General features: G+C 65.8%; 9 protein-coding genes. 8 read left to right on the top strand and 1 reads right to left on the bottom strand.

Annotation, left to right across the window (positions count from 1 at the left end; all coding sequences use genetic code 11):
* Window positions 1-178 precede the first annotated feature (178 nt).
* Window positions 179-589, top strand: a complete 411-nt coding sequence (locus D7V77_RS14160) for a transposase (protein ID WP_233596982.1) — start codon at window positions 179-181, stop codon at window positions 587-589.
* Between the two features lie 60 nt (window positions 590-649).
* Here the strand turns inward: D7V77_RS14160 and D7V77_RS14155 are convergent, their stop codons facing one another.
* Complete coding sequence (locus D7V77_RS14155; protein ID WP_233596981.1) at window positions 650-1,930, bottom strand: IS701 family transposase; 1,281 nt, start codon at window positions 1,928-1,930, stop codon at window positions 650-652.
* A 218-nt stretch (window positions 1,931-2,148) separates the two neighbouring features.
* On the opposite strand from D7V77_RS14155, the gene D7V77_RS43265 reads away from it, so the two are divergent.
* The 7 genes from D7V77_RS43265 (at window position 2,149) to D7V77_RS14115 (ending at window position 14,815) form a co-directional block, all read left to right on the top strand.
* Window positions 2,149-6,780 carry a hypothetical protein gene (locus tag D7V77_RS43265; protein WP_147452066.1) on the top strand — a complete coding sequence of 1,544 codons (4,632 nt, stop codon included), beginning with the start codon at window positions 2,149-2,151 and terminating at the stop codon, window positions 6,778-6,780.
* Window positions 6,781-7,219: 439 nt separating this feature from the next.
* The gene (locus D7V77_RS14140) at window positions 7,220-11,353 is read left to right on the top strand and encodes an Ig-like domain-containing protein (protein ID WP_120576805.1); all 4,134 of its coding nucleotides are present in this window, start codon (window positions 7,220-7,222) and stop codon (window positions 11,351-11,353) included.
* A 473-nt stretch (window positions 11,354-11,826) separates the two neighbouring features.
* The gene (locus D7V77_RS14135) at window positions 11,827-12,399 is read left to right on the top strand and encodes a hypothetical protein (RefSeq protein ID WP_120576804.1); all 573 of its coding nucleotides are present in this window, start codon (window positions 11,827-11,829) and stop codon (window positions 12,397-12,399) included.
* Window positions 12,400-12,517: 118 nt separating this feature from the next.
* The gene (locus tag D7V77_RS14130) at window positions 12,518-12,946 is read left to right on the top strand and encodes a DUF4833 domain-containing protein (protein WP_120576803.1); all 429 of its coding nucleotides are present in this window, start codon (window positions 12,518-12,520) and stop codon (window positions 12,944-12,946) included.
* 125 nt (window positions 12,947-13,071) lie between these two features.
* Window positions 13,072-13,638: a hypothetical protein gene (locus D7V77_RS14125; protein WP_120576802.1), complete on the top strand. Its 567-nt coding sequence runs from the start codon at window positions 13,072-13,074 to the stop codon at window positions 13,636-13,638.
* Window positions 13,635-14,507, top strand: coding sequence for a hypothetical protein (locus tag D7V77_RS14120; RefSeq protein ID WP_120576801.1), 873 nt, complete (start codon window positions 13,635-13,637; stop codon window positions 14,505-14,507). Before D7V77_RS14125 ends, D7V77_RS14120 begins: the two co-directional genes overlap by 4 nt.
* Window positions 14,504-14,815, top strand: a complete 312-nt coding sequence (locus D7V77_RS14115; RefSeq protein WP_120576800.1) for a hypothetical protein — start codon at window positions 14,504-14,506, stop codon at window positions 14,813-14,815. Before D7V77_RS14120 ends, D7V77_RS14115 begins: the two co-directional genes overlap by 4 nt.
* Window positions 14,816-14,889 lie beyond the last annotated feature (74 nt).

Below are 14,889 nucleotides of genomic sequence, written 5' to 3'. Positions count from 1 at the left end.
AACGAGCACTGGCTGCTGGAGCGCCACAACTTCCTCTCGCCGAGTCAGGCCCGGCGAGCGCTGATGCAGTCGAAGCAGGCGGCCTGATTACAACCAATCTGGTGTCTCAATAATCCGGTGCGGTACACCTGGACAGCGCAGAGAGGTCGTCACACCGGGTAACAACCAGAAGCGTTTCGTGGCAGGGGCGCTGGATGCGCGCACGGCACGGGTGACTTGGGTGCAGGGGGAGAAGAAGACGAGTGCTCTCTTCATCGACCTGGTGCGCGCCGTGGACGCCACTTATCCCAGTGCGAAGCGTCTGCATTTCATCCTCGACAATGCCGCCACCCACTCCCGCAAGAAGACGCAGAAGGCGCTGGAGGCACTGGGCGAGCGGCTGGTGCTGCACTTCCTGCCGCCGTACTGCCCGGAGGGCAATCGCATCGAACGCCTGTGGTGGGACGTGCATGCCAACGTCACCCGCAACCATCGCTGCAAGAAGATGGAGGCGCTCATGACTGAGGTGGACGCCTACCTCGACGCGCGGAACACTCAGAAGTCCGCCAGTCTCTTGCTGCGCGCCGCCTCTGCTCAACGCGCAGCTTGAGTCCGTTCGAGAATCACGATCGGGCGTTTAGTACGACTTGGTCACATCCGAGAGGGCAGCTCAGGCGGAGCTCTGGGGTTGATGGCCGTGTTGCAGAGGGGGCAGATGCCAATCTGCCTGAGGAGAAGGGGCTGCAACGCGCGTCGTACCATCGGTAGCGTCCAGTGCACTCTCTTCCGGGGGGAAAAGCGCCCGACGGAGCGCGAGGAATCCGTGGGCCACGGCGCAGAGGGTGGCGTGGTGATGGAAGCCACGCCACGTGCGTCCTTCGAAGTGGTCCAGACCGACTTCCCCCTTCATCTCTTGGTAGTCGCGCTCGATGCGCCAGCGCAACTTGGTGAGGCGCACGAGGTGCTTCAGGGAAATGTCCGCAGGCAGCGTAGACAGGTGGAACTTGGTGGGCGCCTTCTCGTGCCTGGGCCATTCGCACAGCAGCCACTGCTCGTCGCCCGGGGCCAGGCCCAGATGGTGTCGATGGGCAGTGCGGATGCGCAGGGCCGCGAAGCGCGAGCGCCGCGGGCCCTTGGACCCTTCACTCCAGCTGACCCACTTCCAGGCGGTTTTCGGCAGGTCGGCGGCGAGCTTCTCGACAGCAACGGGGTTCGCGTCTCCATAGCGGTAGCGCTTGCGGACGGGCCCACGCATCCCCGGTGGCTTCGGAGGAATGGGCGGAACGACGAAGCCCGGGGGCCAGACGACGCAGTCGCCTTGAATGCCGACGATGTACGGCAATCCGCGGCGCGTGAGCTCCGCACGGAACTCGACTTCGTTTCCGTACCCTGAGTCGGCCAGCACCATGTGCCGCTTCACTCCCCATCCCCGTGCATGCTCCAGCAGCCCCAGGGCGATGTCCCGCTTCGTCTCGAACGATACGTCCTCCGGCACGCCCGCCTTGCGCAAGCGCTCCGGGTCGGCCGTCCACTCCACTGGCAAGTACAACCGCATTCCGATGCAGCCGCTGCCCTTCTCACTCGCCAGATGCAGACTGACGGCGACCTGGCAGTTGTCGATGCGGCCCAGAGTGCCCGAGTACTGCCGGACCACGCCCACCGAGTGCCTGCCCTTCTTGGGGAAACCCGTGTCATCCAGCACCAGGGCCTCGACGTCCGGCAGGTCCTCCTCCAGCTTCAGTGCCAGCCGGCGCATGACCTCGTCGTCCGCCCACGCACTGCCGCTGATGCACTGCTGCAGGCGCTGGCGCATGGCCTCCTTCTCGGAAGCCTCCTTCACCAGTCGCCCAGCTATCGGGTCGATGCTCTTGCGCTCGCCTTCCAGCAACAGGCCCTTGACGTACCAGTCCATGGCCCGTCGCCGTTCGACTCGGCCCAGGCCCGAGAACATCGACTCGAGGAAGCTCTCCAGCTCCCCCTCCAACCGCTTCAGTTGCGTCGGTGTCATGCAGGGGGAACAGTCCGCCCACCCTCACGCATTCTTGATGTGACCAAGTCGTACTAGGTCCAGCGGCAACTTCTTGCCGACAATCCTTGCCGATCAACCCAACCCCGGTAACCTCCTGATGCGCCGAATCAGGTGAGAGGCGCGTAGGCACCGGGGGAACAATGCGCGGCGACTGGAGCAAGCTGAGGGCGTGGGGGGGGAGCCAGAGTTCGGCCTTTGAGGAACTCACCTGCCAACTGGCACGTCTCGACACGCCTGTGGATCACCGCTTTGTTCGCCTGGATCCTCCAGACGGCGGCGTCGAGGCATTCGCTGTCGACCCTTCTGGGAACGAGCGCGCTTGGCAAGCAAAGTGGTTCACCGGGCCGCTAACGCCACGGCAATGGGCGGAACTCGATGAGTCCGTGCGGTCGGCGCTCAACAGCCGACAGCGCCTCACCGAATACATCGTGTGCTTGCCGCAAAACCCGACGGCTCCCAATTACGATGTGAAAGCCACGCAGAGAACGTCCAGGGCGCACAAGGTTACGAAGCAGACCCGCAGTGTCGCCAGCACCATCCGCCGAAAGGCCAGGGGTACTCTGGATCAGTGGAACGCCCGCGTTGTGAAGTGGAAGCAGTGGGCTGGTAAGCGGAAGGTGGAGTTCGTTCTCTGGGGTACGGCGGAATTCGAGGAGCGGCTCATGCGCGCCGCTGCGGGAGGACGGCGCGCATTCTGGTTCGACGAGCTTGATGTCAGCCCCACGGCTCTGGCGCGCAAACTCGACGTCGCGGTGAAGGAGGCGGGCGCGAAATACTCTCCAGACCTCCACCTGCACGTCGGTGTCGCGGCTGTCATCGATGGAGCAAGCCGGGCCGCCTCATTCCGCGAAAAGTGGTCAGCGCGTCTCGATGAATTGAGAAAGGCGACTCGTGCCATCAGGGCTGTTCCGATGGGCGCAACAGCCGACGGATGCCTAGACGTGACCCATGCGCTCGAACGTGTGTGCACCGAGGTCGAGCGCTTCATCGACAAACGAAGTGACGTTCCGGATATCGTGCTTCTCGAGCAGGCAGCAGCCAGGGCGCGTGCTGGTCTCGAAGCTCAACGGGTATTGATCGAGAAGGCAAAGACTCAAAGGAAACAGGCGTCACCCGCTACGAGTAGCAATGCTTCGCACTTCATCAAGCCTGGGTTTGACTCCGCCACTCGCGACATCACCCAGGCACTCACCGCGCTCTATGCAGTCACGCGCAGCATCTCCGCCAACACGACTCAGGCGGATCTTCATCGAGCCGTCGTCATCCTGGGGCCAGCCGGCATTGGGAAGACGCACCTCCTCTGTGACGCAGGGCTAGTTGCGGCCCGCGCTCAGGCACCAGCAGTCCTTGTCCACGGCGCCGCGCTCACGGGACGCACTCCCAACACCGAAATCATGGCGGCGCTTGGCCACGAGGGCAGCTTTGAACGATTCCTCGGCGCGCTCGACTCCGCAGGTGAAGCAAGCGGACAAAGGGCGCTGCTGCTCATCGACGCACTCAACGAGAGCATGGATGCAGGCCGACATTGGCATGACACGCTGCCCGGCCTCGTCGAATTGATGAAGCCGTACAGGTCGGTCGCGCTCGTGGTGTCTGTTCGAGATACCTACGAGAAGCGCGTGCTTCGTGAGGATACCGAAAACCATTTCGTCGTCGTTGAGCATCACGGCTTCACAGGTATCGAGTTCGATGCGACCTCGCGTTTCTTCGAGCATTTCCGCGTAGCGGATCCGCCAGTTCCGCTCTTCCGGCCTGAGTTCCAGAATCCGCTCTTCCTCAAGTTATACTGCAGCGCACTCGGAGGACGTCCTCAGAGCGACCAGCGCTTCCGGGCCCGCGCGTTCGGTGAGATTCTTGATTTCGTAGTTGCCGACGTCGAAGAACGTGCGTGCCGAGAACTCGATCTGGCGCAAGCAACCCGCCCAGTTCTCACAGCGCTCCGGCGGATCGCGCGTGCCATGTACGAAAGAGGCTCGGACCTGCTGGCATATGCGCAGGCCAAGGTGCTTGTCGATGAACTGGCTCCGCCACGGGCTGGATATCACTCCTCGCTGTTTTTCCAGCTCGTGAGTGCTGGGCTTCTCAATGAGGTCGATTCCGTTGACGACGATGGCCGCACCATTAACAGGCACATCGGCTTCGCGTACCAACGCTTCGGGGATTATGAGCAGGCTGGGTACGTAACGGAGGCGCTTGCCGCCCTTCCCAGTGGAGAATGGTTTGGCGCGGCACCTCCCATCCGAGCCATTCTCGACGATGAGGATGCCAGGTGGTCGAAAGCTGGGATTCTGGAAGCGCTTGCATCTCGCCTCCCAGAGGAATTGGGAATCGAACTTCTAGACATTGTTGGAGAGCACAAGATCGATGAGGTAATCGCGCGCGCGTGGCTCATGAGCATTCAATACCGCCGGACGGCCGCGCTCAGCCGAGCGCGTATCGAACCGTGGATAAACAGGTTCCTCTCGAGGGAGAGGGCTCTACGAATGACATGGGACGCATTGCTCTTCGTCGCCGCCGACCCCGAGCATCCATTCAACGCTGACTTCCTCATGCAGCACCTTCACCCTCAGCCTGTCGGCAAGCGGGACGCGACCTGGACCATCGTCGTGTCGCCGACATTCCGGAACGGCGGCGCGGTCGATGCGCTCCTCTCATGGGCGAGAGTCGGGCGGAAGCATCCCGGTCTGGACTCTCGGTCGGCGTTGCTTGCAGCGACGGCCATTGCTTGGTTCCTGACCTCGCCAGACAGTGCGTTTAGAGATCGCGCGACTCAATGCCTTACTTGGCTACTTATCGAGCAGCCGCGAGCCTCCGTCGCACTGCTGGAGCGCTTCCGCACGGTCAATGACCCTTACGTCCTCGAACGCATCTACTGTGCCCTCTACGGCGCCGCGATGCACTGGTCGCCAAGAGAACGTGCACTCACCGAGATCACCGAACAGGTCTACGAATCACTCTTCTCCGGGAACAGCACGCCGCCATATGCACTCCTTCGAGACTACGGTCGCGGGCTTGTTGAGTTGTCCATTGTTCGAGGGTGTGCCTCGGCGTCAGTCGAGCATGCGCGCATCAGTCCGCCCTACAGATCGCGCTGGCCCATCATCAAAGCCTCAAAGGAATGGGACGGGTACCAGTGGCGACACGATAAGCAGATGACTGAGCGCGAGAAGGCATTCGCGCGTGTCCACAATAATGTTTTCGGTTTTAGTGATTTTTCCCACAAGATCGAGACCGAGGACAATTGGCTCTCCGTAAAACGGGGAGATCCGCTTCCGAGACTGGCTCGGGACATCATCAAGGACTGGGAGGCAGGTCTGTCACTTTCTGCTCGACAGGCGTGGGATGCGTATGTTGATGCGTCTTTCATACGCTCCTTCTCCCAGGGAAACGTCCGCGGGTCGCCCCCAAGTACGCTGATGCGAGCGCTCAACGATGCGCAGAGCCAACAACTCCAAGATGTTGTCCTGCCCCTCTTCCAATCGAACAAGCACCTCGCGGAACGACTTCCTGCCTTCGATCAAAAGCTCGCGCAGAGCTACATTTTCGGTCGCATCCTAGAGCTTGGCTGGAGACCCGAGCACTTCCATGAATATGAGACCGGCTACGCCACCGCGAGCGGGCACCCAGAAGAGGAAAGCGAGCGTTGTTTGAAGAAGTACTTGTGGATTGGGTGGCACGAGTTCATCGGCTACTTGGTCGACCACTACCGATGGCGAAAGGAGTTCGACCACCACGACGACGACTACCAAGGCCCGTGGCAACTCTACCGGCGGGACATCGACCCTACGGCGCTATCCGAGGCCCCCGACGAAGAGGCCGACTCCTGGTGGTTTCCGAGGCTTGAACTCGACTTCGAAGGGGCAAGTGACCTTGAGTGGATTAAAGACAACACGAGAAGTATTCCGGACTTCGAGAGTTTGCTGCATGTTACAGGTGCTGATGGCAAGAACTGGTACATCACGAGCGGCTTCCCAAGTTGGGGATGGAAGCGGGATGAGAGTGATACGAGCGCAGGAAGGCGCCAGAGCGAGTTCGTTCTCTATGGTTACGTTCTGAAGAAGAGTGATGTTCCGGCGTTCGTAGCGTGGGCGAGGCGGCAAAACTTCTTTGGTCGGTGGATGCCTGAAGCGTCGGACGCAACCCAGATCTACTTCGGCGAGCACTACTGGGCTCCTGCCGCACAACAGCACGCAGGGTCTGCGGGCTGGACACAGGGCGACGATGGTCGACTGCCGGTCCCGGTACTCATCGCTCATGAAAAGTACCGCTGGGAGGGCGACTCCGAGCAGTCCGGCAGGACAATCAACGCGGACCTTCCGTCACGCCATCTTGTAGAGCTTCTCGGCCTCAAGTGGTCTCGCGGGGCCCGGTGGGTCAATGAAGATGGCGAGCTTGCCGCTTTTGATCCAAGTGTCGAGACAGGCGGGAGCGGTGCATTGCTCCTTTCCGAAGCGGCCGTGCGCAGGCTTGACGCTCTCGGATACTCGCTCGTATGGGCGATACTTGGTGAGAAGATCGCCATGGGGAACACGGGGCGAACCGCCGGCTGGCTTGAGATTAGCGGTGTTTACTCTTTGAAGCGGGACTTCACTCTTAGGGGAGGCTTCAGGACTGTTCACGGCGAGGAGTCCTCTCATGGGCGAACTCGCCGAGCGCGCGAAGCTCGCTCCTCAGGTGGCAAGACTGTTCCGTCCCGAAGCAAGAAGAAGAGAACCGATTCGCGTCGACCGAAGCGGCGCTCCAAGAAGGGCCGCTCTACACCCCGCTCATGAAGTTCCCCCAAGCAGGTGAGGAGGGGGCGAGAGCGGGGAAGGATGCCGCGGTCAGACCGGAGCGGATGAAGCAGAGGACGCCGCGAGTGGACTTACGCCGAGTTGCTGAGGAGGACGTTCGACTTCGACGTGCTCGCCTGCGTGAGGTGTGGAGGCAGGCTTGAGGGGGTTGGCGTACGTGAAGGGGGGAAGGGCGCACGAGGGCGCGCGCGATTCTGAATCACCTGGGGTTGCGCATGGCGAGTGCGCACCTGGGCTGCTGGCTCGGTAGACGCCCACGAGGATGGTGGCCCCCGCAGCCCTTGGCGTTCAGCGCCCCGCTGCCAGCCCAGGCCTGACGCAACCGGCGACCGGGCGCGGGCGATAATGCACCGGCCCTGGAGAGAGCAATCTCCAGGGCCGGTGCTGTTTGTGCGCCCCTTCAAGGACACCCACCCCCATGCATGCCCATTTCCCGGAGCGGACCGTCCGCTCCCTCATCGGAGCACTCATGCTCCTGCTGCTGACCCGCTGTGCCGCGCCCACCGACGCGCCCGCGCCCACCACCGTGCGTCAGGCGCTCGCATGCATCGGCGGTGGCAGCATCGACCAGCACGCCGCGCAGTGCGACGGCACGGGGAAGCTGCTGTCCTGGGCGCCTCCCACGAACCCGGGCAGCTCCGCCGCGTATGACCATGTGCTGGAGTTGAACCAGAACTACCTGCTCGCGCTCCCCAGCCTGTCCAACCTCACGAACCCTTCGGTGGCCAAGCCGGCCTACTACGCACACTCGTACCTGTGCAGCGGCACGGCGCCCGGGTGTTCTCCCGCGGGTCAGCCGGTGGGCTGGCCGCACAACCCCGCCGGCCTGAACGCGATGCTCATCGAGTCCGGCCTCGCGTACTCGCCCTACAAGAACGACCCGCGCCTGCGCGACGTCGCACTGGCGCTGCTGGACTGGCACCTGGCGCACGGCATGACGGCCGTGGGGGGCCACTGGTCGCGGGTGCCCTACGCGAGCGGCGCCAGCGGCACGCTGACGTACGCCGGCGCGCAGGCGGGCAGCTCGGTGGGCGTGGGTGACGGCGTGGGCTACCTCCAGCCGGAGAAGGTGGGCGCGCTCGCGTGGGCCGCCGTCCAGGCCTTCAAGTTCAATGGCAACACGGCCTACCGCGACATGGCCATCAACGCGGCCAACCAGCTCACCAGCCACCTGCGCACTCCGAGCGCCACCGTGTCACCGTGGCCGTACCGCGTGCGGGCCTCCGACAACGCCGTGCGCACCGGCGCGAACATCGTCGACAACTACGCGTCCAACGTCGTGGAGCCCCTCAAGCTGTTCCAGGAACTCATCCGGCTGGGACAGGCCGGCGCGCTGAACGGCGCGCCCGGCTACAGCGGCACGCAGCTGGCCCAATGGCAGAGCACCCAGGCCACCGTCCTCGCGTGGCTGCTGGGCGGCAGCGGCCCCATCGCGACGCAGAACTGGACCCAGTACTTCGAGGACGTGGGCTCGGACGCCACCAACAACCTGAACCAGCTCGTCCCCGGGGAGACGGCCAAGTTCCTGATGGACAACCCTGGCCTGGATCCGAACTGGCAGGCGCACGTGCAGAACATCATCGCCTTCATCGAGACGAACTTCGGAGACACGCTGGAGTTCGGCGCGCGTCCCATCAAGGAGCAGTACGCGTTCCACTACAAGATGGGCAGCCACACCGCGCGCTACGCCGCCGTGAACGCGCGCTACGCGGAGCTCACCGGGGACGCGACGGCGAAGGACAAGGCCTTCCGCGCGTTCAACTGGGCCACGTACATGGTGCGCGACAGCGGGCTCACCATTGACGGGCCGTATCCCAACAACGTCTGGTTCACGGACGGGTGGGGTGACTTCATCCGGCACTTCGTCATCGGCATGGGCGCGCAGCCGGACTGGGCGCCCGCCGGACAGAACCACCTGCTGCGCTCCACCTCCGTCGTGAAGAGCATCACCTACGGGCCCGGCAATGAGGTCCGCTACACCACCTACGACGCCAGCGCGGCGGAGGTGCTGCGCCTCGCCTTCGTCCCCTCGGCGGTGACCGCGGGCGGCACCGCCCTGTCGCAGCGCACGGACCTGGCCGCGGACGGGTGGACCTTCGACACCGGCAACAAAGCGCTCCGCATCCGCCACTCGACCAGCGGGGTCATCGTCATCTCCGGGGCGCCACCCACCGCCCCCACCGTTGCCCTCACCGCGCCCTCGGCCGGGCAGAACTTCACCGCGCCCGCGACGCTCAGCCCGGGCGCCACGGCCACACCCACCTCAGGCCGCACGCTGGCCAGCGTCACGTTCCGCGCGGGCGCAACCGTGCTCTGCACCGTGAACGCCCCCGTCTCCAACCCGGTCACCTGCACGGCCACGAGCAGCCTGGGCAATGGCAGCCACACCGTGAGCGCGGAGGCGGTGGACAGCCTGGGTGAGAGCAGCTCCGCGTCGGTGGCCATCACGGTCGCCGGTCCGCCCACGGTCAGCATCCTGAGTCCTGTCTCCGGTGCCACGCTGCCCACGGGGAGCACGACGCTCAGCGCTTCGGCCAGCGCGGGCGCGGGGCGGACCCTCACGCGCGTGGAGTTCTTCCAGGGCACCACGTCGCTCTGCTTCACGACGACCGGCACGGCCTGCACGTGGAACGCGACGGCCGGCACGTACGCCAATGTCTTTGCCCGCGCGACGGACAATGGCAGTCCGGCGCTCGTCACCGACTCCGCGCCGGTGGGCTTCACGGTGAGCCCCTCCGTGGGCGGCGTGCGGCTGGTGGGCGTGGACACCATTGGGACGCAGAACGACTTCGACAACGGCGGCTCGGTGAATGCCTTCCCATACACCGCCGTCGCCACAGGGACGCTGGGGACGCTCAAGGTCTTCGCGGCGCCGGGCAATGCCAATGCGTCGCTGTCCATTGGCGTCTACAGCGATGCCTCGGGCGCTCCGGGCACGCTGCTCTCCTCCTGCACCACCCCGGTGGTGGATCCGCTGCCGCTGGCGGTGGGGCAGTGGTACGGCTGCGCCGCCGCGCCGCAGGTGACGTTGACGTCGGGCACCGTCTACTGGCTGGCGCTGCTGGGCGCGAACGGAGGCGGCGTGTTCCGCTACATGGACCTGCCCACCGGCTCCATGCGCTACTCGCCGACGGGCCTCTCCGCACTGCCGGGCCCCACGTTCGGCACCTCCACGGTGTACGCGGGCGCGTCCAACGCTTCGATGTATGGCCTCTCCGCGGGCAGTTCCACCTTGCCGACGGTGTCCATTACCCAGCCGGCCGCCAACGCCAACTTCACCGCGCCCGCCAACCTGAACCTCCAGGCCAGCGCCACGGCGGGTCCGGGCCGCGCGCTCACGAAGGTGGAGTTCTTCGACAACGGCACCACGCTGCTCTGCACGGTGAACGCGCCCACCTCTGCGTCCGTGAGCTGCGGCGTCAGCTCGCTCCAGGACGGCGCGCACAGCGTGACGGCCAGGGCCACCGACGACACGCTCCAGGCCACCACCTCCGCGGCGGTGCCCCTCACGCTGTCCAACCCGCCCACGGTGAGCCTCACCTCTCCCAGCGCCAACGCGGTGTACACGACGCCTGCCTCCGTGCCGCTGGCCGCGACCGCCAGCGCGGGCTTCGGCCGGAGCCTCGCGCGGGTGGACTTCTACGCGGACGGCACGTCGCTCATCTGCTCCAGCACCACCAGCCCCTACGGCTGCGCCTGGAGCAATCCCTCCCAGGGAAGCCACACGGTGCACGCCGTGGCCGTGGACAACGGCAATCCCGCCTCCAGCACCCGCTCCGCCACGGTCTCCATGACCGTGAACAGCGCCACCACCGTGCCCGCGGCTCCCACGGGCTTGACGGCGACAGCGGTGTCGGTGGGGCAGATCAACCTGGCATGGACGGATGCCTCGGCCAACGAGAACGGCTTCCTGGTGGAGCGGGCGCCGGACGTCTCCGGGGCTCCGGGCACCTTCGCCCAGGTCGGGACGCCGGGCGCCAACGTGACGACGTTCAGTGACACGGGCCGGGCCGCGAGCACCCGCTATTGGTACCGGGTCCGCGCGACCAACGCCGCGGGAAGCTCGGCCTACACGGCCACCGCCAGCGCGACGACCCCCGCCGCGCCCACCGCTCTCGTCGGCAACAGCACCGTGCTGACGACGTCCGACTTCGAGAACGCCGGCGTCGCGGCGGCGTTCAGCTACGCGGCGAATGCCACCGGCAACGTCACGCGGCTGAATCTCTACGTGGATGCGCAGACGACGGCCACCACGCTCCGGCTCGGCCTGTATGCGAATGGGAGCGGGACGCCCGGCACGCAGCTGAGCACCTGCACTGTCACGCCCGTCACCCCCGGGGCATGGAACGTCTGCACCATCACGTCACAGGCGGTGACGTCGGGCACGACGTACTGGCTGGCGGTCCTCGCGCCCACCGGCGACATCTACTGGCGTCACACCGGCGGCACTGGCTCCTACAAGGTCCAGCCAGGGCTGACGGCGCTGCCCGCCACCTGGTCCGGCACCGGCGGCTACCCGGGTAGCAACATGTCCGCCTACGCCGGCAACTGAGCCAGCCCCCGCCACCCGACGGCCCTTCGCTCGGAACAGGGTGGAGGGCTCCGCCTCCACCCACGCGGACAGCGCGGCGCCTTGGAGCTCGGGCGCCGCCGGCCTGGCGGGGACATCCTCTGGCACCGGTCCTGGGCAGCCTATGGCCCACAGCCCAGCCTTCGTCCGCGGGCCCAGGAGCACTTCGAGCGGCTTCACCTTCAGCGTGATTCGGGCCCCGGTGGGGCCGACGGACTCCCCGTCCCGCAGGCGCATGGGGTTCATGCCTCTCGCGTACGCGCAGAAGGCAAACCTCGGCTCCACGAGGGCTCATGCGTTCTCCCTGGGAGGATGAGGGCACCGGGGCGCCCTCGTGCGTTGCCAGCGTACCTCGGGACGCCGGCCGGGCACGGGGTGCGGGGGACCCCGTTTGGGGACCCGTGGCTGACTGGCTATTGTCCGCAGCCCTTCAACCCCCAACACCGGAGCCTCCCATGCAGACGTCTTCCTCCCAGCGCCGTTCCTCGAAGGTCGTCACCTACCTGCGACTCCCCGTCCTCCTGGCCACGGCGATGATGACGATGGGCAGCGGCATGGGCGCCGGCGGCTGTGGTAGCGGCGGGCCATCAAAGCCGGACTGTACGAGCGGCTGTGAGATCTCCGGCACGTACACACTGACCTTCGAGGACACTTCGGAGTTGCCGGAAGGCTGCCGGCGCCTGGAAGCCACCCTGCCCACGGAACCCATGGTCATCAGGCACCAGTACGACTCCTCCAACGACTGGTTCAACATCGACATTGGCCAGCGGTGGCTGACGGGCTTCTTCAAAGGCAATGGTGGCCGGAAGGTGGAGGCCAGTGGCAATCACCACACGAACACGTTCGGCGTCATCCACGAGTTCGAGCTGGAGGGCACCCTCGACGCCGTTCCGGAGACCACCACCATGCCCCTGACCCTGACGGGCACGTACAGGGTGAAGGACAGCGGGAACTCGTTTTCGGAGTACGAGGACTACGACTGCGATGTCCGCCGCGCGTTCACCGCCGTCCGCGTCGTCAAGGAGTAGGGGGAACCCCCATGTTTCCTGAAGCCAGGCTCGGCACTCTCACTGCCGTTGCGCTGGCGACCGTCGCGACCCTGCCTCCGCGGCCGGGGCGCCCCTCCCATCGCAGTCCGCCTTCTTCCTGTCCCGTAGCGAGAACCGGAACCAGGTCCACTACGCCCTGAGCCTGGACGAGGCTTGCCGCCCCGTGGGGACGCGCCCCGTGCACGTGTACTGGCGGATGCTGGAGCGCGGGCCCTCGGAGGTGGAGGAGCTGCTGGGGGTCGAGCAACCCGTGTATGGGCTGGAGGACTCGCAGCCGGTCGAAGCCACCGCGGAGGGCTGGCGCGTCCGGGTGAGCCTGAAGGCCTTTCCCTCGCGCCCCATCGACATCACCACCGCGCGGGTCGATGGCAAATGCCAGGTCCAGGCGTGGACGAAGCTGGGCAACAGCGTCTCCCGACTGGAGCACGTCTTCGTGAAGACGTCCTGGCCCTTCAGGGTCGACTTCGTCCGGTTGGATGGCGTGGGCCCGGATGGGAAGCCCGTCCATGAGCTGATCCGCCAGTGAGACGGCTGACAGCTGTTCGACGTGTCATGGACACAGGCGAGCAGCGGACAAGGGACTGCAAGACCCGGATGAGCGCGGGGTGAGGCTAGGATGATGTGCCTGCCGCCGTGGGGAGGAATTTGGAAATGTCCGGATCAGTCGTCGTGCCGCCGCGCATCCTCCTCATTGGGCTCTCTGGAGTGGGGAAGTCCACGCTTGCGCAGGCCCTGTGCTCCCGCTGGGAGTTGCCCCACGTCCACATCGACGGCTTCCGCCGCGAGCACGGTGACGGCACTGTCGCAGGGGAATACTTCGCCAGGGCCTGGTTTCTCCGCGCCTGCTCGCGCACGCCCCGGGGCATCTTCGAGTTCTCCGGCTCCGGCATCCACCGGGCCGCCGTCCGGCAGGCGTTTCAGGAGCGCGCCATCCCGCTGCTCACCGTCTGGCTGGCCATGCCGCATGCGCGCAGGCTCGAGCGGCTTGCCGCACGCCAGAAGCCGGACACTCCGTGGCCGGACTGGAATCCGCCGGTTTCCTCCAATGTCATCGACGAGGACGGCAGGAGGATGCTTGAGCAGGACCAGGCGCAGGGCTTCTGGGAGGGCCCGCCGGGCTGGCGTGCCGAGCGGCTGGAGGCAGTGGCCTCATTTGAAATCCTGCACCAGCGCTTCATGGAGTTGGTGCAGGAGCCCGCCTCCCGAGGCTGCCCATGACGGAGCTTCGCAAACTGCCGCCGGAGAGCGTGCTGCTCGTGACGCTGGACTCACTTCGCTATGACACGGCCGTGCGGGCCACCTGCTCCTCGCTGTCCCGGCTGGGCCTGCCCATCCGGGCCATGGCACCGGCCCACTTCACGTTCGCCTCGCACGCGGCCATGTGGGTGGGCACCACGCCGGGCGTTCCGGGCCTGAAGCAGCCCTTCCTCGACCCGAAGTGGGGACGCCTCTTCCGGCTGGTGAATGGAAAGGTCCGCGCCACGCCCCGGGACGGCTTCCTGTTGCCGGGGCGCAGCATCATCGACGGGTTCGGCCAGCTCGGTTACCGCACGGTGGGCACGGGCGCTGTCGATTGGTTCGACCCCGGCACACCCACCGGGGCTTGGCTCTGCCAGGACTTCCAGCGCTTCTTCTACCCGCGAGAACCCTCCGCGCTGGGCAGCCAGTTGGCGTGGCTGTCCACGGAACTTGCCACCGGCGACGCTCCCGCCTTCTGCTTCCTCAATGCCGGCGAGACGCATGTGCCCTACTGGCATGAAGGGGCCTCCTGGAGCCCTGGGGAGAACCCCTGCGTTCCCTATGGCCAGACCAACAGCCGTGCGCTCTGCGAGTCGCGACAGCGCTCCTGCCTGGAGTTCATCGACGCCCGGCTCGCGCCGCTGCTCGATGCCTTCAGCGAGGCGACCATCCTCGTCACGGCGGACCATGGGGATTGCTGGGGCGAGGACGGGCTGTGGGAGCACGGGACGTGGCACGCGAAGACGATGGAGGTGCCACTCTGGCTCCAGGTGCGCGGCCAGCGAGTCGCGGCATACGGCCGTGGCTTGCACGCTGGATCCGGCTCCGAGGAAGCTCCCGTTCCATGAAATTCAATCCAGCCGTGCTCATCATCACCGGGGGCTTCAGCCTGTTCTTCCTCGTGTCCGGTGTGCGGGCCCTGGTGCGCAAGCGGATGACGGTCGTGAACCCCGCCCATTCCGGGGCTTGGCCGGGCCTGCTCGGCAAGGCCATGCATTCGCAGCTGCCGAAGAACCCGTTGGATCCCTACCCTTCGCCCCACATGGAGGCGACGGGGGGCCGGGCCCTCGGGATGGCAGTGCTCTACATCGTGCTGGGCGTGGCCTTCCTGGGCCTGGGCATCTTCGCCACGCTGGTGGAGAACGACGTGCTCTGAGGCAGCGGGCCCGCTTGGGATGTTTCCGAATGAGGGCACCGCGGTGTTTTTTCGCGTGCTAGAGGTCCGGGATA

Source organism: Corallococcus sp. CA041A (assembly GCF_003612075.1).
Lineage (GTDB): Bacteria > Myxococcota > Myxococcia > Myxococcales > Myxococcaceae > Corallococcus > Corallococcus exiguus.
The sequence above is the reverse complement of the archived record's forward strand: the minus strand, read 5'-3'. Positions and strand labels throughout refer to the sequence as shown.